Genomic DNA, 24567 nt, shown 5'->3' with positions numbered 1-24567 from the left:
CGTTTGCAGCCTGCGGCAGCACCTGGAGGAGCTGCCGCAAGCTGCGATCTTTCGATCTTGGCCCTCAATTGACCATCCAGCCCAACCCTGTTCCCAAAACCCTCAAGGGCTGGAACAATGCCCGCCACTTTGTAGAGCGTTAATCCGGGGAGTTACGGGTGCAGATTCAGGGTCATTACGAGCTTAAGTTCGAGCCGGTGCGTGAGGCGTTCGCGGCGCTGTTCGACGATCCTCAGGAGCGTGGCGCGGCGTTGTGCATCCAGGTCGGCGGCGAAACCGTCCTCGACCTCTGGTCCGGCACCGCTGACAAGGACGGTGCCGAAGCCTGGCACAGCGATACCATCGCCAACCTGTTCTCCTGCACCAAAACCTTTACCGCCGTTACCGCGTTGCAACTGGTGGCTGAAGGCAAGCTGCAACTGGATGCGCCGGTTGCGCGCTACTGGCCGGAATTCGCCGCTGCCGGCAAAGAATCCGTCACCCTGCGCCAACTGCTTTGCCACCAGGCCGGATTGCCCGCGCTGCGCGAGTTGCTGGCCCCTGAAGCGCTTTACGATTGGCAAACCATGGTCGATGCGCTGGCCGCCGAAGCACCGTGGTGGACGCCGGGTGAAGGCCACGGCTACGCGGCCATCACTTACGGCTGGTTGATCGGCGAGTTGTTGCGACGTGCTGATGGTCGTGGGCCGGGTGAGTCCATTGTGGCCCGGGTTGCCAAACCGTTGGGTCTGGATTTTCACGTTGGTCTGGCTGACGAGGAGTTCCATCGCGTGGCACACATCGCTCGCGGCAAAGGCAACGTCGGCGATGCGGCGGCCCAGCGCCTGCTGCAAGTGACCATGCGTGAGCCGACGGCCATGACCACCCGAGCTTTCACCAATCCGCCGTCGATCATGACCAGCACCAACAAACCGGAATGGCGACGCATGCAGCAGCCGGCCGCCAATGGTCATGGCAATGCCCGTAGCCTTGCCAGCTTCTACGCCGGACTGCTCGACGGCAGCCTGCTGGAAAGCGAGATGCTCGACGAGCTGACCCGCGAACACAGCCTCGGCGAAGACAAGACTTTACTGACCCGGACCCGTTTCGGCCTGGGTTGCATGCTCGATCAACCTGACGTGCCTAATGCAACGTTCGGTCTGGGTCCTCGGGCCTTTGGTCACCCGGGTGCCGGTGGCTCCATCGGTTTTGCCGACCCCGAGCACGATGTGGCCTTCGGTTTTGTGACAAATACCCTGGGACCGTACGTCTTGATGGACCCGCGTGCGCAAAAGCTGGTGCGGGTTCTGGCCACCTGTCTGTAAGAATCGCTCAAGGGTTCCAGGATTGGAACCCGAACGTCTTTTCAGTTTCAAACCTCCGTTTAGCGGGCCGCTGTGGCCTGATGTTTTTTGACTTCATTTTTGTGGATATCCAATGTCATCCAATAAAACCCTCGCCTTGGCCCTGTGCTTCGCTATTACCGGCTGCGCACAGACTCCACAAAAAGATTCCGATGGCGGTAGCTGGTGGTCGTTCGGCTCCTCCGACAAGGTCGCAGCAAAAGAATCGGCCCCGGCGCCATTGAAACCAGCGGCAACCGCACCGGTGGCCAAGGCTGACACCAGCAGCCCGTGGTACTGGCCGTTCGGTTCCGACCAGCCGGCAACCAAAGCCGAAGTGAAACCTGAAGCCAAGCCCGTCACCGTGGCCAAGACCGGAGCCGATACCGGCAGCCAGTGGTGGTGGCCGTTCGGTGGTAGCGAGCAAAGCACCGCTAAAGCCGTGCCGATGCCTGATCCGAAAGTTACCCAGGCCTGGTTGGACGACTACGAACCGCGTCTGCGCGAAGCGATCAAGGGCAGCAACCTGCAACTCGAACGCCGCGAAAACGTGCTGGTCGTGACGGCGCCGGTCGAAGGCTCATTCAATCCGGATCGCCCGGCCATGTTGCTGCCGGTCACCCTCGGCCCGTTCACCCGCGTCGCCAAAATCCTCGAAGTCGATCCGAAAACTGCGGTGTTGATCCTCGGTCACAGCGACACGTCCGGTTCAGCGCCGGCCAACATCAAGCTCAGCCAGGACCGTGCCCGGTCTATCGCCGCGATTTTCCGTCTCAGTGGCCTGCAACGTGACCGTCTGATGTTGCGTGGCATGGGCAGCGATGCGCCGCGCGCCGCCAACGACAGCGCGGAAGGGCGTGCGCTGAACCGCCGTGTGGAACTGTTGGTGACGCCGCAAAACACCATGGTTGCGTTGCTGAGCAAGTACAACATGCCAGCACCGAGCCCCGTCACGCTGGTCGCTGCGCAGGACATCAAACCCGTCGCCAAGCCTGTGACACCGGCACCTGCCGCTAAAAAAGCCAGCGTCCCAGCGGCGAAAAAAGCCCCGGCACAAAAGGCACCGGCCAAGAAAACCCCTGCCAAAACTGCTACCCCGGCGAAAAAGACCAGCCCGGCCAAGGCCTCCGCGGCTGACAAGAAAGTCGCCACCACCGATACTGCAAAGAAGTGATTCGTTAACCAAAAGGAATGCGCCATGACCCAGGGCCTGGCTGATATGCGTCGTGACTACACCCGTGATGGCCTGACCGAGGCGCAAGCCCCGGCCGAGCCGTTTGCGCTGTTCCACCAGTGGTTCGCCGACGCGGTGAAAACCGAACAGGCACCGGTGGAAGCCAACGCCATGACCCTGGCCACGGTTGACCCCGACGGTCGACCGCACTGTCGCATTCTGCTGCTCAAAGGCCTGGACGAGCAGGGCTTCACCTTCTTTACCAATTACGACAGCGCCAAGGGCAAGCACCTGTTTGCGAACCCGTTCGCGGCCATGACCTTTTTCTGGCCGGCCCTGGAACGCCAGGTGCGCATCGAAGGACGGGTGGTGAAGGTCACGCCGCAGGAGTCCGACGCGTATTATCAGGTTCGCCCGCTGGGCAGCCGTCTGGGCGCCTGGGCTTCACCGCAAAGTCGTGTCATCGCTGATCGTGCCGAGCTGGAAGCATTGCTCAAGGACACCGAGCAACGCTTCAGCGATGCCCAGCCCCATTGCCCGGAACACTGGGGCGGCTACCGCCTGTTACCCGAGCGCATCGAGTTCTGGCAGGGGCGCCCGAGCCGCTTGCACGACCGCCTCAACTACCGTCTACAAGACTCCAACTGGATTCTTGAACGTCTGGCACCCTAAGCAGTCTACCGATCGGGATAACCTGCCGCAGCGGCCTCAAGCCACTTCGACAGGTCTCGACGATTGATCTTCTGCGCCTGAGCGTTTGCCAGCTGTTCGAGCATGAAGACTTTTTTCTGCTCGTCTGTACCCGCCAACGACAGGGCCAGATCGCGGTCCATCCAGCGTTTGATCCGCACGTACAACCACCAATGGAAGTACAGACCGGCGACGGTTGTGGCGACAATGATAAAGTAGTCCATATGAATCCTTGGGCCAGTGGCGCAGTTTTTCGATTTTGCCGCACTGTGCGGTGAGTTCGTGAAGGCGACTTAACACAGCCTGAATCAAAACAACTTTATCCGGGCCGTGCCGTGACAGGCGTCAAGCTGCGGAGTTTAATGAATACCTGTCCTTTGGAGTTGATGCTATGCGTAAGTCTGTTCTGCTGGTTGCTGTCTTTTCCACGATGGCGATGTTGCTCACCGGTTGCCAATCAAGCCTGACCGGTGACTCCTATTCCCGTGACGAAGCACGTCGCGTGCAGACCATTCGCATGGGGACCATCGAAGCCCTGCGTCCTGTCAAAATCGAAGGCACCAAGACCCCGATTGGCGGTGCAGCAGGCGCAGTGGTGGGCGGCGTTGGTGGCAGCACCATTGGCGGCGGCAGTGGCAGCATCGTCGCCGCGGTCATCGGCGCAGTCGCCGGTGGCCTGATCGGCTCGGCCGCAGAAGAAGGCCTGACCCGTACCCAGGGCGTGGAAATCACCGTGCGCGAAGACGACGGCAGCATGCGCGCCTACGTGCAACAGGTTCAGGAAAACGAAGTGTTCCGCGTTGGCGAGCGCGTACGCATCTCCACTGTTGACGGGACCAGCCGCGTTTCGCACTAAGCGGAAGGTAGGGTGAAAAACAAAACCCCGATCAGGTAACTGGTCGGGGTTTTTATCTTGAGTTATTTGGAGGCGTTCCGGGCGCCTATGAAGTATTCCAAGTCTTCTGGAAAATCGACATTGAGCAGCTTGGCAGCTTGCCTGACCTGAACTTTTGTCATTTCTAACTCTCCGGGCTCTATTTCCTCAAGTGTCTTCGATTCCGTGAGTTGTGCCAGAGCTTGATTTAATTCGTAGTTTTTTATAGTTAGCTCGAATTGCAATGAGTCATCCTGTTTCTCATCCGGGTAAAAGCCAGTGATGGATAGGTAGCGCATTTTTGATCTCTTTCTGTGGTCACTTTGGTGTCGTTCTGCCGGGCTTCGCTTTTTTAGTTTGCTCACCGGTTATGTGATTGATCTCACCTAGGTGAATACCTGATTGTCGTAAAGCTCAACAGCGCCGCTTTTTGAGTCTGGGGCGAGTTTATAGAATGCATTTTAATCTCCCGGCTACCATGGTTTTCGATAACGAAATGCTACTTGGTAGTCATGGGTGGAAATATCGATTCGATGCTTGAATAGACACTGAAGTGCCACCACCCAACCCGCCGAAACATCAAATCCGCCATCATAGATTTCCTTTTCATCCAGCAGACCTAAAGTTTGGATAATTGAAAAATCGTCGCCAAGGTCCGCAGAGTATTCCTGCCCTTCTGCTATTTCTGTGTCCCTGTTATACCAATCCAATCTGACTTTCAGTCCCATTGCTGCCTCACAAATACTTTTTGATGTTGCGTTCTTTCTTGGGTGGATCGATTTGTTTACCTGTTAAGTGATCGAAAGAGCCTAGGTGACTTCCATCACTCGCACGATAGGCTTCCAGTTCTCCATGTTGTGAGTCCCACTCGTAGATTTTTCGACCTTTGGCATCAGTCCAGCGCTCTCGGAGACCCGCACCTCCTTGCTTGGGAGTTTTGTTTTTCACCTTTTTCAGACTTGAAAAACCTGTAATTTCTTCTGTTTCCGGAGCTGGGTGATATCCATGTTCTGGATTAGGGAGTTTTCTGCCAGAAACACTCACCACAACATAAACCGGCCGAACCCCCGCCCCCACCGGAAACACAAGAATGAAATCCTTGTAGTCAGGCGGATACACCGGGTTGACGATGATGTCGTCCGCCGATTTGGTCGGTGGGAAGACCCAGATGTGCGGCGCTTGTGGGGCGGCTTGCAGGGCGGGGATGCCGAGTGTGTTGGTGCCGTCTTCGGCCGGGGTCCAGATCAGTTCGATGCCTTCGCCGAGGTCGGCGATGAATTGGCTGCCCCGGGCGGTGATCTGCACGACATCGACCATTTCCCAGTCGAGGTTCCTGCCGGTGTAGAAGCCGTAACCCTTGAGGCTGCCGTCTGCTTGTTGCTCGATCTGAAGGCGCACGCGGGTGCGGGCTTGTTTGAGGTTGCGCAGTTGGTCTTCGGTGTAGAGGGCGCTGTCGCCCAGGCTCGGGGCCCAGAACAGGGCGACCAACCCGGTCAAGGTAGCGCTCGCCGTAGCTCCAATGGCACCCATGACCGGCGCGGCGAGACTCGGGGCACTCAGGGCCAGACGCCCGACGCCAAGCGCGACAGTGCTGCCGCTGATGGTTTCCAGATTCAGCAGGCCGTCGTCGTCGACATTACGCCCGCCGAGCCAGGCGATGTCGCCGTAATCCTTGAGACTGTCGGTCGGCACCATTCCTGAAGGGTTGGTGTAGTCGATGATGGCGTCAGGCAGGTTGCAGGACTTGGCGAACACGCAGCCTGCGTGCGTCGGTTCTTCCTTTTTTGCAGCTACCGTGAGGCTGTCTTCGAACGCCTGCTGCCGGGCGAGCATTGTTTCGTAGGCGTTTTGCCGGGCGTCCCGTGCTGCGAGTTCGCGGGCCGTCATCGGGCGATAGGTGACGTGATGCCCATCGCCCTGAGGCGGGTTTCTGATGAGGGGAATGTTCTTGTTGCCAGCCACTGATCATCCTTGGTTACGTCCATCGGCAGCCCCGCGAAGGGGCTGCACGACGTTAACCAAGGTGCTTGATCGTGACTGTAGGACGCGTCCGGGATGACGCTAGGAACTGTCGCTGTTTATCGGGCAGCCACGACGGTGCTTTTGCGGCTCGCCATCGCCGTCACGGCATAACCGATCAACGCTGCCAGAATCGAACCGGTCAAAATCCCCATGCGGTCCATGCCGGCGTAGTCGCTGACGCCTGGTTCGAAGGCCAGGGAGCCGACAAACAGACTCATGGTAAAGCCGATGCCACAGAGGATCGCCACGCCCAGGATCTGGCCCCAATTGGCGCCTTGAGGGAGGGTGGCAATACCGATTTTGACGGCGAACCACGTCAGCGCAAACACGCCGACGGTTTTGCCGAGGAGCAGACCAACCGCAATGCCCATCGGTACGTCGTGGGTGAAGCTTTCGACGGTCACGCCACTCAGGGACAGGCCGGCGTTGGCGAACGCAAACAGCGGCAGAATGCCGTAGGCCACCCAGGGGTGCAGCGCATGTTCAAGGTTGAGCAGAGGGGACGGCTCAGCGTTTTTCGTGCGCAAAGGAATGCAGAACGCCAAAGTGACGCCAGCCAGCGTGGCATGGACACCGCTCTTGAGTACGCAAACCCAGAGGATCAAGCCAACCAGCATGTAGGGGCCGAGCTTCACCACGCCGAGTCGGTTCATCGCGATCAATGTCGCGATACAGGCTGCGGCCAACGTCAGGGACAGGGTCGACAGCGAGCCGGAATAGAAGATCGCGATGATGATGATTGCGCCAAGGTCGTCAATGATCGCCAGGGTCATCAGGAACAGTTTCAGCGAGACCGGAACACGTTTACCCAACAGCGCGAGAACGCCGAGGGCAAAGGCGATATCGGTAGCGGTCGGAATTGCCCAGCCACTCAGGGCGGTTGGATTATCGCGGTTGAGGAACCAATAGATCAGCGCGGGCACCACCATGCCGCCAATGGCCGCGGTACCGGGCAATACGATCTGCGACGGTTTGGACAGTTGGCCATCGAGGACTTCGCGTTTCACTTCCAGGCCGATCAGCAGGAAGAACAACGCCATCAGGCCGTCGTTGATCCACAGTAGCGCCGGCTTGGCGATTTTCAGGGCGCCGATCTGGGCCACGACGGGGGTGTCCAGCAGCCCGGTGTAGAGCCACGACAGTGGCGAATTGTTGATGACTAGAGCCAGAACGGCAGCCGCGATCAATAAGAGACCGCTGGCAGCTTCCAACTGAAAGAAACGCGTGAAAGTGCTACGCAGAGGCAAGGTCGCTCTCCATCCGTGAATTCAAAAGGTGTTACACCCTAACAAGTACTGTTAGTTGTTAAAACAAAAGTTATATTCTTTTTTGTTATATGCCGTTACAGAACGTCCAGATGGCTCGGGCATGAGCCTAGCAGTTGTCTGGCGTATTGGACCTCAGCTGTATCTGTGCCGGCTGCAGGATTTTTCCTAAGCTTGTTGATTGAGCCCTTTAACAACGCCGATTTTTGCCTGATTCAACGAGAACCCCATCATGAGCGACAACCGACAGTGGTCCCGCGAGGCGATCCGGATTATCGAAGCCGATTTCCAGCGCAGCGCCGACACCCACCTGATCCCCTTGCCGCTGCCGGGTTTTCCGGGCATCGAGTTGTACTTCAAGGATGAGTCCAGCCACCCCACGGGCAGCCTGAAGCATCGCCTCGCGCGCTCGCTGTTCCTGTATGCGCTGTGTAACGGCTGGCTCAAACCCGGTGCGCCGGTCATCGAAGCGTCGAGTGGCTCGACCGCCATTTCCGAGGCTTACTTTGCACGCATGCTGGGTTTGCCGTTCATTGCGGTGATGCCTGCCACCACCTCCAAAGAGAAGATCGCGCAGATCGCGTTCTACGGTGGCCAAAGCCATTTGGTCGACGACCCGACCCAGATCTACGCCGAATCCGAGCGCCTGGCGCGTGAGCACGACGGGCATTTCATCGACCAGTTCACCTATGCCGAGCGCGCCACCGACTGGCGGGCCAACAACAATATCGCCGAGTCCATCTTCCATCAGATGCGATTCGAGCAGCATCCCGAGCCGAGCTGGCTGATTTCCAGCCCCGGTACCGGCGGCACCACGGCCACACTGGGCCGATACGTACGTTATCGCCAGCACGACACCCGTGTGCTGTGTGCCGATGCCGAGCGCTCGGTGTTCTTCGATTACTACCAGACCGGCGATGCCAGCCTGCGCCTTGATCACGGTTCGCGGATCGAGGGCATTGGACGGCCGCGGGTGGAAGCCTCGTTCCTGCCCAAGGTGATCGATGCGATGGTCAAGGTGCCTGACGCGTTGTCACTGGCGGCCATGCATTACCTGGCGGAGCGCTTGGGACGGCATGTGGGCGGGTCGAGCGGGACCAACCTGATCGGCGCATTGATGGCGGCTCAGCACATGAAGGCGGCCGGGGAGGCGGGGTCGATGGTGGCGATTCTGTGTGACAGCGGCGAGCGCTATGCCACGACCTATTACGATCAGGCCTGGCTCAAGGCTCAGGGGTATGAACTGAGTGGATTGATTGCCACGGTGGCTGCGACGGTGGAGCGGGGCGAGCCGTTGCCGGCGAGCGTGCTGCGCGCCAATATCTGACACCCATTACCTGTAGGAGCTGGCTTGCCGGCGAGACGGGTTCGGATTCAGCATGAATGTCGGCTGATCCACCGCTATCGCTGGCAAGCCAGCTCCTACAGGGTTCCGGTCAGGCCTCGAGACCGAGGATGTCGCGGGCAACGGCTTCTGCAATGCGAATCCCGTCAACACCTGCCGACAGAATCCCGCCCGCATAACCCGCGCCTTCACCGGCCGGGAACAAGCCTTTCACGTTCAGGCTCTGCATCGATTCGTTGCGGGTAATGCGCAGCGGCGACGATGTGCGGGTTTCGATGCCGGTCAGCACCGCGTCGTGCAACGAGTAACCACGAATCTGCTTCTCGAACGCCGGCAAGGCTTCGCGAATCGCTTCGATGGCGAAGTCCGGCAAGGCCAGGGCCAGATCGCCCAGAGCGACGCCCGGTTTGTAGGAAGGCTCGACACTGCCCAGTTCGGTGGACGGTTTGCCCGCGATGAAATCGCCGACCAACTGCGCCGGTGCTTCGTAGTTGCTGCCACCCAGCACAAAGGCGTGGGACTCAAGACGCTCCTGCAACTCGATACCGGCCAGCGGGCCGCCCGGAAAATCGACTTCCGGGGTGATGCCGACAACGATCCCGGAGTTGGCATTGCGCTCGTTACGCGAGTACTGGCTCATGCCGTTGGTGACCACGCGATTTGGCTCGGAGGTCGCCGCCACCACGGTGCCGCCCGGGCACATGCAGAAGCTGTAGACCGAACGGCCATTCTTGGCGTGGTGCACCAGTTTGTAGTCGGCGGCGCCCAGTTTCGGGTGGCCCGCGTACTTGCCCAGGCGCGCGCGGTCGATCAGCGACTGCGGGTGCTCGATACGGAAACCCACCGAGAACGGCTTGGCTTCCATGAACACGCCACGGCCGTGAAGCATGCGGAACGTGTCGCGGGCGCTGTGACCGAGGGCCAGGATCACGTGTTTGGAATGGATCTGCTCGCCGCCGTTGAGTTCGACGCCGACCAGTTGGCCGTCTTCGATCAACACATCGGTGACAAGCTGCTGGAAGCGCACTTCGCCGCCCATGGCGCGAATCTGCTCACGCATGTTTTCCACCACGCCGGTCAGACGGAATGTACCGATATGCGGCTTGCTGACGTAGAGGATTTCTTCCGGGGCACCGGCCTTGACGAATTCGTGCAGCACTTTGCGGCCGAGGAATTTCGGGTCCTTGATCTGGCTGTAGAGCTTGCCGTCAGAGAACGTCCCTGCGCCGCCTTCGCCGAACTGCACGTTGGATTCCGGGTTGAGCACGCTTTTGCGCCACAGGCCCCAGGTGTCCTTGGTGCGCTGGCGTACTTCGGTGCCGCGTTCGAGGATGATCGGTTTGAAGCCCATTTGTGCGAGCAACAATCCGGCGAAAATCCCGCACGGGCCGAAACCGACAACGATCGGGCGTGCACTCAGGTCGGCCGGCGCCTGGCCGACTTCTTTGTAGCTGACATCCGGCGCCACGTTGACGTTACGGTCATCGGCGAACGTGTGCAGCACCGCCGCCTCATCGCGAACGTTGAGGTCGATGGTGTAGATGAAGCACAGTTCGGAGGACTTTTTTCGCGCATCGTAGCTGCGCTTGAACAAGGTGAAGTCGAGCAGGTCATCACTGGCGATGCCTAGGCGCTGCACGATGGCAGGGCGCAGGTCTTCTTCGGGATGGTCGATCGGCAACTTGAGTTCGGTGATTCGTAACATGGCGGGATCCGGTTCGCGGGGCGCACAACTGCGCCAGGGCGTTTGAAGCCGGCGATTATAAGCCCCAATGGCACCGTCCAGTGAGGCAAAAACGGCCTCTCGTCGAATCAGTCGTCCCGTGCACCGCCGAAGGATGCGCAACCGCGCTGCACTTTTCCGTCGACTCGAAGTTCCGCGCTCATGTGCTGGATGCTGCCGGTGCTGCTGTCGACGCAGCGTTGTGGTGCAACCCACAGTTCGATGTGCTGGTTATTGGCATCGGTGCTGAGGTTGAAACGGCCATCGCCCAGTTGCTCTTCGACGTAGGGCACGGCCAATGGTGGCTGGCCGGCACGCTCGAGGATCAGGCCTTTGCCGCTGACTTTCATCGTCCATTCCGGGTTGTGGCCCGCTGCACGCAAAATCGACAGTTTGAAGTTTGGATCGTCACATGCCGTGCCCGAGCGCTCGATGCGGTACAGCGTTTCCAGGTCAAGTTGGCCGTCGGCACCGTTACCGGAGACAACCTTGCCACGCACATCGGCAAACAGTTTGCCCTTGCCATCGGCCAGGGATGCAGCCTGTTGCAGGATGCTGGTACCGCCCGTGTCGTTGACCACGTAACGATTTGGCTGATTGCACGGCTGGAACAGCAGTTTTCCATCCGCCGCCGTCAACTGCCCTTGCAGGCGGGTTTGACCGACATTCGCGGCGTTTTCACGCGGGCTGTCGAACAATTGGCAGGCGGCGAACAGAGGAAGCAGGGCAACGACGGCTAAGGAACGGGCAACACGCATCTTTGGCTCTCCAGACAAGTGCCGCCACGTTACTCAGCATGACCGTTCATCACAACCCCATCAATTGTTGTCGATCAACCGGAAGGAGCCGGCTTGCTGGCGATAGCGATCGGAAGGCGCCATCGCCAGCAAGCCGGCTCCTACGGTTTTCTGGGTGAATTAACCCACTTGAAAAGTCTGACCCGTCTGTAAGCCTTCCACACTTTTGGCGTAGGCCAACGCCACATCCGCCGCAGGAACCGGTTTGAACCCACGGAAGTACGGCGCGTATTTGCCCATGGCTTCCACCAGGACGTTCGGGCTGATCGAGTTCACCCGCAGGCCGCGAGGCAACTCGATGGCGGCGGCGCGGACAAAGCTGTCCAGTGCACCGTTGACCAGCGCCGCCGATGCGCCGCTATAGATCGGATCGTGGCTCAGTACGCCGGTGGTGAAGGTGAACGATGCCCCGTCATTGGCGAATTCGCGGCCGATCAACAGCAGGTTGACCTGGCCCATGAGCTTGTCTTTCAGACCGAGGGCAAAACTGTCTTCGGTCATTTCATTCAGCGGCGCGAAGGTCACGTTGCCGGCGGCGCAGATCAACGCATCGAACTTGCCGGTCTGCTCGAACAGTTTGCGAATCGAAGCACTGTCACTGATATCTACCTGGAAATCACCGCTGGTGCGGCCGATGCGGATGATTTCGTGGCGTTGGGACAATTCCTTGTCGACAGCCGAACCAATGGTGCCGCCTGCGCCGATCAAAAGAATTTTCATGGGGGCTGATCCTCAAGTGGGTGTGAACGAGGCCTCAGTTTAGAGTGGTTTTTTCTGCTGATAAGCGCGCTAATAGGCAACCTTTGGTTTTCAATTGGAAACAATCCATGAGCGAAATGGATGATCTGGCGGCGTTCGCGGTGTTGATCGAAGCGGGGAGTTTTACCCTGGCGGCGCAGCAATTGGGGTGCAGCAAGGGCCAATTGTCCAAGCGCATCAGTCAGCTGGAAGCACAGTTTTCCGTGATTCTGCTGCAGCGCACCACGCGGCGCTTGAGCCTGACGGCGGCGGGCGCGGCGTTGCTGCCCCAAGCCCAGGCATTGGTCGTGCAGGTTGAACGTGCGCGTCAGGCATTGGCGCGATTGAAGGACGACATGGCGGGTCCGATTCGTATGACGGTTCCGGTTTCGCTGGGAGAAACCTTCTTCGATGGCCTGTTGCTGGAGTTTTCCGCCCAGTATCCCGAGGTGCAGATCGAGCTGGATCTCAACAACAGCTACCGTGACTTGTCCCGCGACGGTTTCGACCTGGCGATCCGCTCGGACGTAGCGATAGACCAGCGACTGGTGGCGCGTCCGTTGTTGGCGTGGCACGAAATGACCTGCGCCAGCCCGGCCTATCTGGAGCAGTACGGCGAACCGCAAACGCCCCAGGCGCTGGCCGAGCATCGTTGTTTGCTCAACAGTCACTACAGCGGTCGTGAAGAATGGCTGTATCACCAGCAGCATGAATTGCTGAAGGTGCGGGTGTCGGGACCGTTCGCCAGCAACCATTACAACTTGCTGAAAAAAGCCGCACTGGCCGGCGCCGGGATTGCGCGCCTGCCGTCTTATTGTTTGTCGGCGGAATTGGCTGACGGACGTTTGCGCTGGCTCCTGCGCGATTATCAGACCCGGAGCATGCCGATGTACCTGGTGCATGCGTATCAAGGTGGGTTGCCCAAGCGTACGCAGGTGCTGGCGGATTACTTGATTGGGTGGTTCAAGCGCAGTGGTGAGGCGCTGGACAAGCTATAGGCCCTTGTAGGAGCCGGCTTGCTGGCGATGGCGTTGTAACATTCAAAAGAGAAGGTGACTGATACACCGCAATCGCCAGCAAGCCGGCTCCTGCAGGGGTTACTCATTGTTTTCGGAATTGTGTGTGGGTACAAAAAAACGGCCCGAAGGCCGTTTTTTTGTTTACCGCAAAGGCTTAACCGCCGAGGTACGCTTCGCGCACTTTCGGGTCGGTCAGCAGGGCTTCACCGGTGCCTTGCATCACCACCCGGCCGTTCTCCAGAACGTAGGCGCGGTCAGCGATTTTCAGCGCCTGGTTGGCGTTCTGCTCGACCAGGAACACCGTCACACCGTCCTTGCGCAGCTGTTCGATGATGTCGAAGATCTGCTGGATGATGATCGGTGCCAGGCCCAACGATGGCTCGTCGAGCAGCAACAGCTTGGGCTTGCTCATCAGCGCACGGCCGATGGCGAGCATTTGCTGTTCGCCGCCGGACATGGTGCCGCCGCGTTGGCTGAAGCGTTCTTTCAGGCGTGGGAAAAGTCCGAGGACCTTGTCCATCTGTTCCTGATAGTCGCCCTTGGCGGTGAAGAAACCGCCCATGGACAGGTTCTCCTCCACGGTCAGGCGGGAAAACACCCGACGACCTTCCGGCACCACCGCAATGCTCTTGCGCATGATATGCGAAGAGTCCTGGCCGACCAGTTCCTCACCCATGTAGCGGATGCTGCCGCTGTGGGCCCGCGGCGAACCGCAAAGCGTCATCAGCAGCGTGGACTTGCCGGCACCGTTGGCGCCGATCAGGGTCACGATCTCGCCCTGGCGGACTTCGACGTTGACGCTGTGCAGGGCCTGGATCTTGCCGTAGAAGGTGGAAACGTTTTCGAACTGCAGCATTTACGCTTCCCCCAGGTAGGCTTTGATCACTTCAGGATTGTCGCGGATCTGTTCCGGCGTGCCATCGGCCAGGGGGGTGCCCTGGTTGATCACGACGATGTGGTCGGAAATGCTCATGACCAGTTTCATGTCGTGTTCGATCAGCAGCACCGTCACGTTGTGCTCTTCACGCAACATGCTGATCAGCGCCTTGAGGTCTTCGGTTTCCTTCGGGTTCAGGCCGGCGGCCGGTTCGTCGAGCATGAGGATCCGCGGACGGGTCATCATGCAGCGGGCAATTTCCAGGCGACGTTGCTGACCGTAAGCCAAAGTACCGGCCGGGCGGTTGGCGAATTCGCGCAGGTTGACCTTGTCCAGCCAGAACTCGGCGAAATCCATGGCCTCGCGTTCGCTTTTGCGAAACGCCGGGGTCTTGAACAGGCCGGACAGGAAGTTGGTGTTCAGGTGACGGTGCTGAGCGATCAAGAGGTTCTCGACCGCGGTCATGTCCTTGAACAACCGCACGTTCTGGAAGGTGCGCACCACGCCTTTGAGGGCGATCTTGTGGCCCGGCAGGCCTTCGATCGGCTCGCCGTCGAGCAGGATGCTGCCGCCGCTCGGTTTGTAGAAACCGGTCAGGCAGTTGAACACGGTGGTCTTGCCGGCGCCGTTGGGGCCGATCAGAGCAACCACTTGTTTCTCTTTCACGCTCAAGGCTACGCCGTTGACCGCCAGCAAGCCGCCGAAGCGCATGCTCAGGTTTTCTACTTTAAGGATTTCGCGGCTCATTTGCGCAGCTCCATGTGAGGACGTTGCATGGGCAGCAGACCCTGAGGGCGCCAGATCATCATCAGTACCATCAAGGCACCGAACATCAACATGCGGTACTCACTGAACTCACGCATCATTTCCGGCAGCAGGATCATCACCACGGCAGCGAGGATCACGCCCAGCTGCGAGCCCATGCCACCCAGCACCACGATGGCGAGAATGATCGCCGACTCGATGAAGGTGAAGGACTCCGGTGTCACCAGACCCTGACGGGCGGCGAAGAAGCTACCGGCGAAACCGGCGAAGCTTGCACCCAGGGTGAAGGCAGACAATTTGATGAGGGTCGGGTTCAGGCCCAGCGCGCGGCAGGCGATTTCGTCTTCACGCAACGCTTCCCACGCACGGCCCAGAGGCATGCGCAGCAAACGGTTGATGACGAACAGTGCAGCCAGTGCCAGGAACAGCGCAACGAGGTAAAGGAAGATCACCTTGTTGATCGAGTTGTATTGCAGGCCGAAGTACTCGTGGAAGGTTTGCATGCCTTCCGCGGCTTTACGTTCGAAGGTCAGGCCGAAGAACGTTGGCTTCTCGATGTTGCTGATGCCGTTCGGACCGCCGGTGATGTCTGTCAGGTTACGCAGGAACAGACGGATGATTTCACCGAAGCCCAGGGTCACGATCGCCAGGTAGTCGCCACGCAGACGCAGCACCGGGAAACCGAGCAGGAAGCCGAAGGTGGCCGCCATCAGGCCCGCGATAGGCAGGCAGATCCAGAAGCTCAAGCCGAAGTAGTGCGACAGCAGCGCGTAGCTGTAGGCGCCGACGGCATAGAAGCCGACGTAACCGAGGTCAAGCAGACCGGCCAGACCGACCACGATGTTCAGGCCGAGGCCGAGCATCACGTAGATCAACACCAGCGTGGCGATATCCACCGCACCGCGGGAGCCGAAGAACGGCCAGACCAGGGCACCGGCGATCAACGCGATGATGATCCAGCGCTGGGTGGTCGGCAAGGTCAGGAAGTTGCTGGCCTTGGCCGGAATCAGCGGCATGCCTGGCGACGAGCGCCAGGCCGAGCTGATCCGTTGATCGAACAGCACACGCAGGAACATCAACACCGAGCACACCGCGATGGTGATCAGGGTGGCGTTGCTGGTGCCATGAACTTCGAGGTTGATGCCGACGATGGTCAGCTTCAGACCGAGTACCGGGTAGGCCACGGCCCACACCAGCAAGGCACTGAACAGTGCCTGTTTAAGATTCCTAGTCATACCTTCTCAACCTCCGGACGGCCCAACAGGCCGGTTGGCCGGAACAACAACACCAGAACCAGAAGACCGAAGGCCACGACGTCCTTGTATTGGTCGCCGAAGATATCGGCACCAAAGGCTTCCGCCACACCCAGTACCAGCCCGCCGAGCATGGCGCCCGGAATGCTGCCGATGCCGCCCAGTACTGCGGCGGTGAAGGCCTTGAGGCCGACGAGGAAACCGGCGTTCGGGTTGATCACGCCGTATTGCATGCTCAGCAGCACGGCCGCGATGGCCGCCAGCGCAGCACCGATGACGAAGGTCAGGGCGATGATGTTGTTGGTGTTGATACCCAGCAGGTTGGCCATCTTGATGTCTTCGGCGCAGGCGCGGCAGGCGCGGCCCAGGCGAGAGCGGGAGATGAACAGGGTCAGGCCGAGCATGGCGATCAGGGTCACCACGAACACCACGATTTGCATGTAGGAAATCAGCACTTCATGTGCGCCACCTGGCCCAAAGGCAAAGTTGCCCGGAATCAGGTTGGGGATGGATTTGTCCTTGGAGTCTTGCGCCAGCAGAACGGTGTTCTGCAGGAAGATCGACATGCCGATGGCGGAGATCAGCGGGATCAGACGGTTGCTGCCGCGCAAGGGGCGGTAGGCGATCCGTTCGATGCTGTAGCCGTAGGCACTGGTTACAACGATGGTGGCGAGGAAAGCGGCGGTCATCAACAGCGGAACACTGTCGAGTCCCAGCATGGCCAGCCCGGCGATGGCGATGAACGCCACGTAGGAACCGATCATGTACACCTCGCCGTGGGCGAAGTTGATCATTCCAATGATGCCGTAAACCATCGTATAGCCGATGGCGATCAGGGCATACGTGCTGCCAATGGTCAGGCCATTAACCAGCTGTTGGAAGAAGTGATAGATGTCAGGCATTACAGCGCTCCTAAAAACCCGATACGCATTTCACTGGTGGAGTCATTTTCCCGCCCGAGCCCCGTGGATCTGCATCCACTTCGAATTCGGGGTTTGCCAGCGAACCGCTGATGACGGTTTTGAGATTTTCAGGTGGGGAGACTGGCGGATCACGCCAGCGCGGCCCAAATACGTTCGTAAAACAAAGCCCACGGCACGCCGTGGGCTTTGTTGGCAGTCAGTCAGGCAATGCCTTACTGAGGTTTGGCTTCAGTTTTTGGTTTGCCGAAGTGCCACTCGTAAACCACGAATTTGAAGTCTTTCAGGTCGCCCTTCTCGTCGAAGCTCAGGTCGCCGGTAGGGGTCTTGAAGGTGCCGGCGTGGATGGCTTCAGCCACTTTGGCAGTGTCTTCGGACTTGGCAGCCTTGATGCCGTCGGCGATCACGGTCACAGCCGAGTAGGCCGGGAACACGAACGGACCGCTTGGATCTTCTTTCTTGGCTTTGAACGCATCAGCCAGGGCGACGTTGGCCGGATCCTGGTCGAAGGATTTCGGCAGGGTCACCAGCAGGCCTTCGGAAGCGTCCTTGGCGATCTGCGAAATGGAGTCGTTACCCACGCCTTCCGGACCCATGAACTTGGCTTTCAGGCCTTTTTCCGCAGATTGACGCAGGATCAGGCCCAGCTCCGGGTGGTAGCCGCCGTAGTAGACGAAGTCGACGTTGGCTTGCTTGAGCTTGGAGATCATCGACGAGAAGTCTTTGTCGCCGGCGTTGACGCCTTCGAACACGGCGACTTTCACGCCTTTGCCTTCCAGGGTTTTCTTCACGGCAGTGGCGATGCCTTCACCGTATTGCTGTTTGTCGTGCAGAACAGCAACGATCTTCGGTTTCACGAAGTCGGCGATGTAGTTACCGGCGGCAGGGCCCTGGGCACTGTCCAGACCGATGGTGCGGAACACCAATTTGTAACCACGGGCGGTGATGTCCGGGCTGGTGGCAGCCGGGGTGATCATGATCACGCCTTCGTCTTCGTAGATGTCAGAAGCCGGTTGAGTGGAGCTGGAGCACAGGTGACCCACCACGAACTTGACGCCGTCGTTGACGACTTTGTTCGCGACCGCGACCGCTTGTTTTGGATCACACGCGTCATCGTATTCAACGGCTTCGAGTTTCTTGCCGTCTACGCCGCCTTTGGCGTTGATTTGTTCGATGGCCATTTTGGCGCCACTGAACTGCATGTCGCCGTATTGGGCTACAGGGCCGGTTTTAGGGCCGGCGATGCCGATCTTGATGGTGTCAGCTGCGAACGAATGGCTGGCAACCCCGGCCAGAACCATAGCGGCAAACAGTTTGGAAATCTGCTTAGTAGCCTTAGTCATAGTGCTCCACTCTTACTGTTGTAGTTTTTATAGTCCTGGCGCCTTGGGGCGGCAGAACCGGGTCAGATATCGACGACATCCCCGGAAAAGCCCCTCGGCAACTGTACCGGTACAGTGTAGAGCGCCGATTGTCAGCCTGGGAAGCTGGCGCCGGGGGACAAAATCTGCGGGTGTCGCTTATTTGAAAGAAAAAGTCAGAATTGCGGCGGGGGTTTGACGGGCATATAACCTGATTCCGTGCATTCCTTGGCATTCCTGCGCTTTTCATTCAGTGATGCAAATTGCTTCAGGGTTTTTCTGCCAGAGCACCGACGTTATCATTGCGTCGATTTCTTTTCCGGACCGGACCCATGACTGAAGAACCTAGCACCCTCTATGCCAAGCTGCTTGGTGAAACCGCATCTATTACCTGGAAGGAGTTGGAGCCGTTCTTCGCCAAGGGTGCCCTATTGTGGGTCGACCCCGAGCTGGATTTGATCGCCGCTGCCGAAGCCATGGCGACCGATGATGGCGAGAAAGTGGCTGCCTGGCTGGCCGCCGACCAGCTCGCCAAGCTGTCTGAAACACGGGCGCTGGACCTTTTCGAACGTGATCCGCCGCTGTGGGCCGTCGTGGTTTCGCCGTGGATTATGATTCAGGAAAGGGCGCAGGATTGAGTCGATGCACTCTCTTGGTGCGCCTCGTGTCGAGCTGAAAGTGTGTAGCCGAGTAGCGTGATGGCACGTTGCCGTGGAGAAAGGCCACAGCCTCACGGTGACGTAAACGTAACGGGAACAGTTGAGAGAGCGGCCTAAGGGCTGCTTAATTGTTTCCGGGTGTTGGAATGGCTGAAATCTTCAGTGAATTTCAGGGCCTCATCGCTGGCAAGCCAGCTCCCACAATGTCCGGAGCGTTCACAATTAATGTGTACGCCACGAACCTGTGGGAGCTGGCTTGCCGGCGATTGGGGCCACTCGGTTCTGGATCAGGCCGAGAACGTCTTGCCCGTATGGTTATTCAGCGAAATAACCTTGGTCTTGCCAATCCGGTGACGGTAGATCTCGCGCAGGTACTTGATCGCCTTCTTCACACAATCCCGGGACAGGCGGATGTCGTTGATCGAAACGAACTTGTCCTTGTCGTTGATCAGCTCGCGGTACTTCTTCTCGTACATCGGCTTGATCGCGTACCAGTTGGTGTCGAGGATCTTCGCCGGGTTCTCGAATTCGTTGAGCAAATCGTCGATCAGGTCCTCGTCGAAATCTTCGTTGATGATGAAGTCGAGGATCGAGTTGTCGAGGGTGTCATCGAAACGGTACGGATTCTTCGCGAAGCAACGCTTGATGAACGCCACGATCAGCGTCAGGAAGTCGTCCGACAGGCACGGGCTCTTGGCGATCAGGGTGGTCAGCGACAGGTTGGCCGAGGCACCGATCACCAGCGCATAACGCTTGAGCGTGGTGTTGGGAAACAGGCTGTTGAGGTGGGTCTTCAACCGGTTCAGGTCCATGTAGGACAGCTTGTAGTCCTTCGGCAACGAAACGATCGACACCACCGACGAGCAATTCTTGAAGAAATGCAGGTCATGCAGTGCAGCGGCGTCGTAGCCGGAGTTCTTGTATTGCTCTAGCGACGCACGATAGCGCTTGGACTCGATCGGCAGCAGGCTGATGCCTTCGATGGCCTGGGTGACTTTATTGAAGTGCGGCAGGTCGATCGAGCGGAAGAACAGGTCGTCGATGTTCAGGCGCTGCGGTTCTTTCTCGAAGACTTTGAACTTGTCGTTGCTCGGCTGCGGCGTTTCCGGCACCACGGATTCGGCGTAGGCAATTGCCACCGGACCGGCCAGGCTCATGAACAGGTCGTTGGCGTCCAGGCGAATGGTTTCGCCGATGTCGATGCCGGCGCGACGGAAGTAGTTCTGGTCGTAGTCAGTCGTGACCGCCTGCGCCGTCAGAATGTTGAAGATCTGCTGCGAGATGTACTGGTTGGCGTGCTTTTCCATGGCATTGACGTCAATGTTCTGGATGTTGCCGTCATCGTTCTCTTCGGCGTAACGCATGATGTCGTTGGAGATCAGCATCATTGCGTTCCATGGGCGGATACGGCCCATGACGCTGGCTTCGCTGCTGTCTTCGTTGGCGAAGTTGTATGAGAAGTCCCACTCTTCCGACAGGTATTTGCACAACAGTCGACCGGCGTTGATGTGCAGGGCTTCGGACATTTCGCTGCGGTGGTCGGAAATGTTCGGCAGCACGCAGATACCGCTGGTGAAGATCGGCTCGAACACGAACGAATGGCCGCTCTTGCCGTCATGTTCGTCCATCGGCTTGGTGTCGAACGTCTTGTTCATGTACGAATGCTGCTGGGCCAGGCCGAATTCCGAAGCCATGCCCGAACCCGTACCGCCGCCGGCACTGAAAATCGAGAAATACAGGCGCGACTGGTTGGCCTTGATGCCACAGCTGTCGATCAGGTACGAGTGAATCATCTTCCAGTCCGGGCTGGAGAAACGCTGGGTGTCCTTGTTCAGGATGATCTTGGCCAGGTACTGACCGAGGATCGGCGCGTTACCGGCGCCACCGGCGTGGACTTCCGACAAGTCCATGATTTTCATTTTGCTGTAGTCGCGCAGGAAGCCGCTTTTTTCGCCCTTGCGCGAGAAGCGGATACGCCCGGCGATGTCCTTGTCCAGGTCACCGAGCATCACCAGCGGCTCGACCAGAAACACCGGTTTGGTAGCCTTGTTCGGCCCCAGGCGCAGGTTGTTGCGAATCCATTGGGCCGGGCTGTAGCCCTTTTCGGCAAAACGCTTGTCCGGCGACAGGCGATCTTCGTTGTTGAATTCGTTGAGGTAGAACTTGCGCGCGTTGTACACCAGCTCCGCGACATCCAGCGCAATGTTCGAGCCGCAGCGGCCCAGGCCGATCAGGCACACCGACGGGAATTCCTGGTCGCTGTGGTGTTCGCTGTCGCTTTCCAGGTGCGGTGGACGCGGGAACACCATGTCGCGCAGGCCGTCGAGGTTATCGAGAATGCGGTCGGTGTTGGTTTCGGTGAAATACAGATACTGCTGGGTCGACAATGGACGAGCAGGGATCAATGGCTTCAGTGACGACGGGCTGTTGGCCGCGGGGCTCAAGGTCAGATCGGATAGCGCAGTGGCCGGGTTGTTTTTGGAAGTCATTGTTCGCCATCTACCTGGGCTGGTGGGTTGGCCGACTCACTGTCGTCAAACCTTCACGGAATAGAATCGCGTCTTTTTTCAGCGCGTATTGAGCCCAAGCCTGGGTTTTTACCTGAGCAGGGCTCGGGGAATCCTTTCCCAAGTCATGATGAATCGGCCAATATTCTGCGATCTTTAATCAAAAGGAGGCTAAATGATGTCAATGCTACCTTCGCTTGGGTTTGCCGGTATCGGCCTGATGGGGTTGCCGATGTGCCAGCGTTTGCTGGCGGCGGGCTATCCGCTGACGGTGTGGAATCGCAATCCGGCCAAGTGCGAGCCTCTGGTGGAGGCTGGCGCACGACAGGTCGCCACGGCGGCCGAGTTGTGCCAGCACGCTGACGTGGTGATGCTGTGCCTGGCCGACACGGCGGTGGTGCGCGAAGTGGTCTTTGGCCCGACGGGTGTGGCCGAAGGGGCGAAAAGCGGTCAGTTGCTGGTGGATTTTTCCAGCCTTGAGCCCAGTGCCACGCGGGCAATGGCCAATGAGCTGATGAACGCGTCCGGCATGGGCTGGCTGGACACCCCGGTGTCCGGTGGGGTGGTCGGCGCCGAAGCGGGAACGCTGGCGATCATGGTCGGTGGCGAGGCCCGGGACCTTGAGCGAGTCCGGTCCGTATTGTTGAGCCTGGGGCAGCGCGTAACGCACATGGGTGGCGTTGGAGCAGGGCAGGTGACCAAGGCATGCAATCAGATGATCGTCGCCTGTAATGCGTTGGTGATTGCCGAAGTGGTGGCGCTGGCGGAAAGTTCCGGCGTTGATGCCAGCCTGATCGCCGAAGCGCTGGCCGGCGGTTTTGCCGATTCGAAACCGTTGCAGATTCTGGCCCCGCAAATGGCCGGAAGCCGTTTTGAACCGGTCAAATGGCACGTTCGGACCTTGCTCAAGGACCTCGACACGGCCGTGAAGTTTTCTCGTGAACAGGGTTCGGCGACACCGATTACCGGTCTGGCTGCGCAGTTGATGCGACTGCACGGGAGCCAGGGTTTTCTCGAGAAAGACCCTTCTACATTAGTGCAGATGTACCGTGAACCAGACTCAACGTCGTAGCGCTGTAGGAGTGTTTGCGCTGGTTGATTTCATTCAGCACTGGAATCAGGTCGGTCAGCGGTACGGGCCGACTGAGTAGATAACCTTGAACGAAGTCACAGCCGTGGTCTTCGAGGAACTGGTACTGCTCGAAGGTTTCGACCCCTTCGGTGACCACCTGCAGGTGCAGGGTGTGGGCCATGACGATAATGGCCTGGACAATTTCCATGTCCTGGGTGGCCTTGGGGATGTCCTGAATGAACGAGCGGTCGATTTTCAGGGTGTTGAGCGGCAGGCGTTTGAGGTAGGCGAGGGATGAATAGCCAGTGCCGAAGTCATCGATCGACAGCGACACACCGAGGGCGCGTATCTGACGCAACAACACCAGCGTGTTGGCGATATTGCCCATCAAGGCATTTTCGGTGACTTCCAGTTCCAGTCGATGGGGCTCTACCCCGGAAGTGCGCAGTGCAAGTTCGATTTCATCGGCCAGTTCTTCACGCGCCAGGTTCAGGGGCGAGCAGTTCACGGCGATCTTGAGTTCTTCGCAACCCTGGCGTGACAGCTCGCCCAGATCCTCGCAAGCTTTGCGCAGCACCCAGTTGTCCAGTTCGGCAATCAGGCCGTTCGCCTCGGCGATGGCGATGAAGCGGTCGGGCACGAGAAATCCGTGGACGGGGTGTTGCCATCGGATCAACGCTTCAAGCTTGCTGACCTGACCGGTTTTAAGGTCATAGATCGGTTGGTAGTACAGCATCAGCCCGGTGTCTTCGCGCAGGGCGTGGCGCAATTCTTCTTCCAGTTGCAGCTCCAGCGTGGCACGGGCTTTGAGGTTGGCGCTGAAGAAATTCAAGCCGTTTCGACCACTGCCCTTGGATTGATACAGCGCCAGGTCGGCGTTTTTCAGCAACTCCTCGCAAGTCTTGCCGTCTTCCGGAAACAGGCTGATGCCGATGCTGGTGGTCATGACCATGCGCCGTCCGGCCAGCTCGACCGGTTCTTTCATTTTCAACATGATGCGTTGAGCCATCTGCCGCGCCTCTTCACGATCGCGCAGGTCGATGAGCAGGCAGAACTCGTCGCCACCGAAACGCGCCACCACGTCTTCGTGACTGCGGACCGAACTCTTGATATGGCTGGCCAGCACCTTGAGCAGTTCGTCGCCGGCGTCATGACCGAGGCTGTCATTGATCCGCTTGAAATGGTCAATGTCCAGGAACAGGACCGCCAGCATCCCGCCTTCGTTGGTCTTCTCGATGACTTTTTCGGCGAAGATCTGATTGAAACCCCGACGATTGAGCAGGTTGGTCAGGGCATCGTAGTGCGCCACCTGCTGCAACGACATGCGGGCCTGGTCGAGTTGGCTGAGCAAGGAGTTGACCCGCTGCAGGTCATGGTCCTTGTGTTGGAGTTTTTTGTCGGCGAGTGCTGCGCTGATGCTGCTGCCGATGATCAGCAGTGTCATCACCGCCACCGTCAGCGCCAGTTGTACGTGACTGTGGTCACTCGCCGGCGTCAGGGGGCTGTCGATAGGCAGCACCAGTTTGAAGGCGGCCATCGCCGTGAAATGCATGCTGAGGATGCCCGCCCCGAGTATCAGGCTGGCGCCGTATTTGGAGAGTTGGTGGAGCATGCCGGCACCGTTGCGCAAGTGCCTGGCCAACAGCAATGTCGCCAAGGCAGCGGCAATGGCGATCAGGATGGAAAGGGCGAATAAAACGGGTTGGTAATACCCCGTGGCATGTGAATGCATAGCCGTCATGCCCACGTAATGCATGGTGGCGATGCCCAGACCGATGCCGATCGATGACGTGCAGCATTGTTGCAAACTCAGCTTCGGAAGGCTCAGCGTCTGCATCGCCAACCATGACGCGATCAATGCGATGACCAGAGAGAGCAGCGTGACGGGCAGTTGGTAGTGAATCTCGATGGGCGCGCGGAACGCCAGCATCCCGATGAAATGCATGGCCCAGATCCCGCCGGCCAGGCAGCCTGTACCTACCCAGCGCCAGCGCCGCTGAGAGGCTGACTGTTCCGAATGGTTCACCCGCTCGGCCATGTCCAGCGTGGCAAAGCAGCCGACACAGGCGACCAGGTACCCCAGCAACACCAGAAAAGGGTCATGTACACCGTTAAGTATGACCTGCCCGTTTTCTGGCTGCGCGGTCATGAAATGCAGACCCGGCCACTCCATAGCATGCCCCA

24 protein-coding genes are annotated in these 24567 nt (G+C 58.9%); 8 read left to right on the top strand and 16 right to left on the bottom strand.

Features of this window, described 5'->3' with window-relative positions; all coding sequences use genetic code 11:
- Positions 1-158: 158 nt before the first annotated feature.
- The 3 genes from CKW19_RS16195 (at position 159) to pdxH (ending at position 3168) form a co-directional block, all read left to right on the top strand.
- Positions 159-1304 carry a serine hydrolase domain-containing protein gene (locus CKW19_RS16195; protein ID WP_095058751.1) on the top strand — a complete coding sequence of 382 codons (1146 nt, stop codon included), beginning with the start codon at positions 159-161 and terminating at the stop codon, positions 1302-1304.
- A gap of 112 nt (positions 1305-1416) precedes the next feature.
- Positions 1417-2496, top strand: coding sequence for an OmpA family protein (locus CKW19_RS16190; RefSeq protein WP_095058750.1), 1080 nt, complete (start codon positions 1417-1419; stop codon positions 2494-2496).
- A 24-nt stretch (positions 2497-2520) separates the two neighbouring features.
- Entirely contained in the window at positions 2521-3168 is a 648-nt protein-coding gene (gene pdxH / locus CKW19_RS16185; RefSeq protein ID WP_095058749.1) for a pyridoxamine 5'-phosphate oxidase, read from the top strand.
- 5 nt (positions 3169-3173) lie between these two features.
- Here pdxH and CKW19_RS16180 read toward each other — a convergent pair whose 3' ends face one another.
- A complete protein-coding gene (locus CKW19_RS16180) occupies positions 3174-3410 on the bottom strand; it encodes a hypothetical protein (RefSeq protein WP_095058748.1) in 237 nt (78 codons plus the stop codon).
- Positions 3411-3577: 167 nt separating this feature from the next.
- Between CKW19_RS16180 and CKW19_RS16175 the strand changes: the two genes are divergently transcribed.
- Positions 3578-4042 carry a glycine zipper 2TM domain-containing protein gene (locus tag CKW19_RS16175; RefSeq protein WP_095058747.1) on the top strand — a complete coding sequence of 155 codons (465 nt, stop codon included), beginning with the start codon at positions 3578-3580 and terminating at the stop codon, positions 4040-4042.
- A 62-nt stretch (positions 4043-4104) separates the two neighbouring features.
- Here CKW19_RS16175 and CKW19_RS16170 read toward each other — a convergent pair whose 3' ends face one another.
- From CKW19_RS16170 to nhaA, 5 genes are all read right to left on the bottom strand, one after another.
- Complete coding sequence (locus CKW19_RS16170) at positions 4105-4359, bottom strand: pyocin S6 family toxin immunity protein (protein ID WP_095058746.1); 255 nt, start codon at positions 4357-4359, stop codon at positions 4105-4107.
- Between the two features lie 19 nt (positions 4360-4378).
- Positions 4379-4432, bottom strand: coding sequence for a hypothetical protein (locus tag CKW19_RS29115; RefSeq protein ID WP_256580346.1), 54 nt, complete (start codon positions 4430-4432; stop codon positions 4379-4381).
- A gap of 101 nt (positions 4433-4533) precedes the next feature.
- On the bottom strand, positions 4534-4788 hold the full coding sequence (locus CKW19_RS16160; RefSeq protein ID WP_095058745.1) for a colicin E3-like toxin immunity protein: 255 nt from the start codon (positions 4786-4788) through the stop codon (positions 4534-4536).
- A 7-nt stretch (positions 4789-4795) separates the two neighbouring features.
- Complete coding sequence (locus CKW19_RS16155) at positions 4796-6022, bottom strand: colicin E3/pyocin S6 family cytotoxin (RefSeq protein ID WP_095058744.1); 1227 nt, start codon at positions 6020-6022, stop codon at positions 4796-4798.
- 116 nt (positions 6023-6138) lie between these two features.
- Positions 6139-7329: a Na+/H+ antiporter NhaA gene (nhaA, locus tag CKW19_RS16150; protein ID WP_095058743.1), complete on the bottom strand. Its 1191-nt coding sequence runs from the start codon at positions 7327-7329 to the stop codon at positions 6139-6141.
- 247 nt (positions 7330-7576) lie between these two features.
- Between nhaA and CKW19_RS16145 the strand changes: the two genes are divergently transcribed.
- On the top strand, positions 7577-8674 hold the full coding sequence (locus CKW19_RS16145; RefSeq protein WP_177408820.1) for a PLP-dependent cysteine synthase family protein: 1098 nt from the start codon (positions 7577-7579) through the stop codon (positions 8672-8674).
- 109 nt (positions 8675-8783) lie between these two features.
- Here the strand turns inward: CKW19_RS16145 and CKW19_RS16140 are convergent, their stop codons facing one another.
- The 3 genes from CKW19_RS16140 to CKW19_RS16130 form a co-directional block, all read right to left on the bottom strand.
- Complete coding sequence (locus CKW19_RS16140) at positions 8784-10397, bottom strand: NAD(P)/FAD-dependent oxidoreductase (protein ID WP_095058741.1); 1614 nt, start codon at positions 10395-10397, stop codon at positions 8784-8786.
- A 107-nt stretch (positions 10398-10504) separates the two neighbouring features.
- Positions 10505-11173, bottom strand: coding sequence for a COG3650 family protein (locus CKW19_RS16135; protein ID WP_095058740.1), 669 nt, complete (start codon positions 11171-11173; stop codon positions 10505-10507).
- A 159-nt stretch (positions 11174-11332) separates the two neighbouring features.
- Positions 11333-11932 (bottom strand): short chain dehydrogenase, encoded by a 600-nt coding sequence (locus CKW19_RS16130; protein WP_095058739.1) that lies wholly within the window; start codon positions 11930-11932, stop codon positions 11333-11335.
- A gap of 107 nt (positions 11933-12039) precedes the next feature.
- Between CKW19_RS16130 and CKW19_RS16125 the strand changes: the two genes are divergently transcribed.
- The gene (locus CKW19_RS16125; protein ID WP_095058738.1) at positions 12040-12948 is read left to right on the top strand and encodes a LysR family transcriptional regulator; all 909 of its coding nucleotides are present in this window, start codon (positions 12040-12042) and stop codon (positions 12946-12948) included.
- A 175-nt stretch (positions 12949-13123) separates the two neighbouring features.
- On the opposite strand, the gene CKW19_RS16120 is transcribed toward CKW19_RS16125, so the two are convergent.
- The 5 genes from CKW19_RS16120 to CKW19_RS16100 all read right to left on the bottom strand — a co-directional run bounded on the left by CKW19_RS16120 (position 13124) and on the right by CKW19_RS16100 (position 18127).
- Complete coding sequence (locus tag CKW19_RS16120; protein ID WP_095058737.1) at positions 13124-13825, bottom strand: ABC transporter ATP-binding protein; 702 nt, start codon at positions 13823-13825, stop codon at positions 13124-13126.
- Positions 13826-14593 (bottom strand): high-affinity branched-chain amino acid ABC transporter ATP-binding protein LivG, encoded by a 768-nt coding sequence (gene livG, locus CKW19_RS16115; RefSeq protein ID WP_095058736.1) that lies wholly within the window; start codon positions 14591-14593, stop codon positions 13826-13828.
- Positions 14590-15846, bottom strand: a complete 1257-nt coding sequence (locus CKW19_RS16110; protein WP_053155567.1) for a high-affinity branched-chain amino acid ABC transporter permease LivM — start codon at positions 15844-15846, stop codon at positions 14590-14592. Before CKW19_RS16110 ends, livG begins: the two co-directional genes overlap by 4 nt.
- The gene (livH, locus tag CKW19_RS16105; protein WP_095058735.1) at positions 15843-16766 is read right to left on the bottom strand and encodes a high-affinity branched-chain amino acid ABC transporter permease LivH; all 924 of its coding nucleotides are present in this window, start codon (positions 16764-16766) and stop codon (positions 15843-15845) included. The genes CKW19_RS16110 and livH overlap by 4 nt, the downstream gene beginning before the upstream one ends.
- Positions 16767-16999: 233 nt before the next feature.
- Complete coding sequence (locus tag CKW19_RS16100; RefSeq protein ID WP_095058734.1) at positions 17000-18127, bottom strand: branched-chain amino acid ABC transporter substrate-binding protein; 1128 nt, start codon at positions 18125-18127, stop codon at positions 17000-17002.
- A 350-nt stretch (positions 18128-18477) separates the two neighbouring features.
- Between CKW19_RS16100 and CKW19_RS16095 the strand changes: the two genes are divergently transcribed.
- The gene (locus CKW19_RS16095) at positions 18478-18783 is read left to right on the top strand and encodes a DUF2288 domain-containing protein (RefSeq protein ID WP_095058733.1); all 306 of its coding nucleotides are present in this window, start codon (positions 18478-18480) and stop codon (positions 18781-18783) included.
- 308 nt (positions 18784-19091) lie between these two features.
- Here CKW19_RS16095 and CKW19_RS16090 read toward each other — a convergent pair whose 3' ends face one another.
- On the bottom strand, positions 19092-21293 hold the full coding sequence (locus tag CKW19_RS16090; RefSeq protein WP_095058732.1) for a hypothetical protein: 2202 nt from the start codon (positions 21291-21293) through the stop codon (positions 19092-19094).
- Between the two features lie 193 nt (positions 21294-21486).
- On the opposite strand from CKW19_RS16090, the gene CKW19_RS16085 reads away from it, so the two are divergent.
- Positions 21487-22383 (top strand): NAD(P)-dependent oxidoreductase, encoded by an 897-nt coding sequence (locus tag CKW19_RS16085; RefSeq protein WP_095058731.1) that lies wholly within the window; start codon positions 21487-21489, stop codon positions 22381-22383.
- Here CKW19_RS16085 and CKW19_RS16080 read toward each other — a convergent pair.
- Positions 22340-24556, bottom strand: coding sequence for a bifunctional diguanylate cyclase/phosphodiesterase (locus CKW19_RS16080; protein WP_305883147.1), 2217 nt, complete (start codon positions 24554-24556; stop codon positions 22340-22342). The genes CKW19_RS16085 and CKW19_RS16080 overlap by 44 nt on opposite strands.
- Positions 24557-24567: the final 11 nt, after the last annotated feature.

This window comes from Pseudomonas sp. Irchel s3f7 (assembly GCF_900187615.1).
GTDB lineage: Bacteria > Pseudomonadota > Gammaproteobacteria > Pseudomonadales > Pseudomonadaceae > Aquipseudomonas.
Note: the sequence above shows the minus strand (reverse complement) of the source record. Positions and strands in the feature narration are given on the sequence as shown.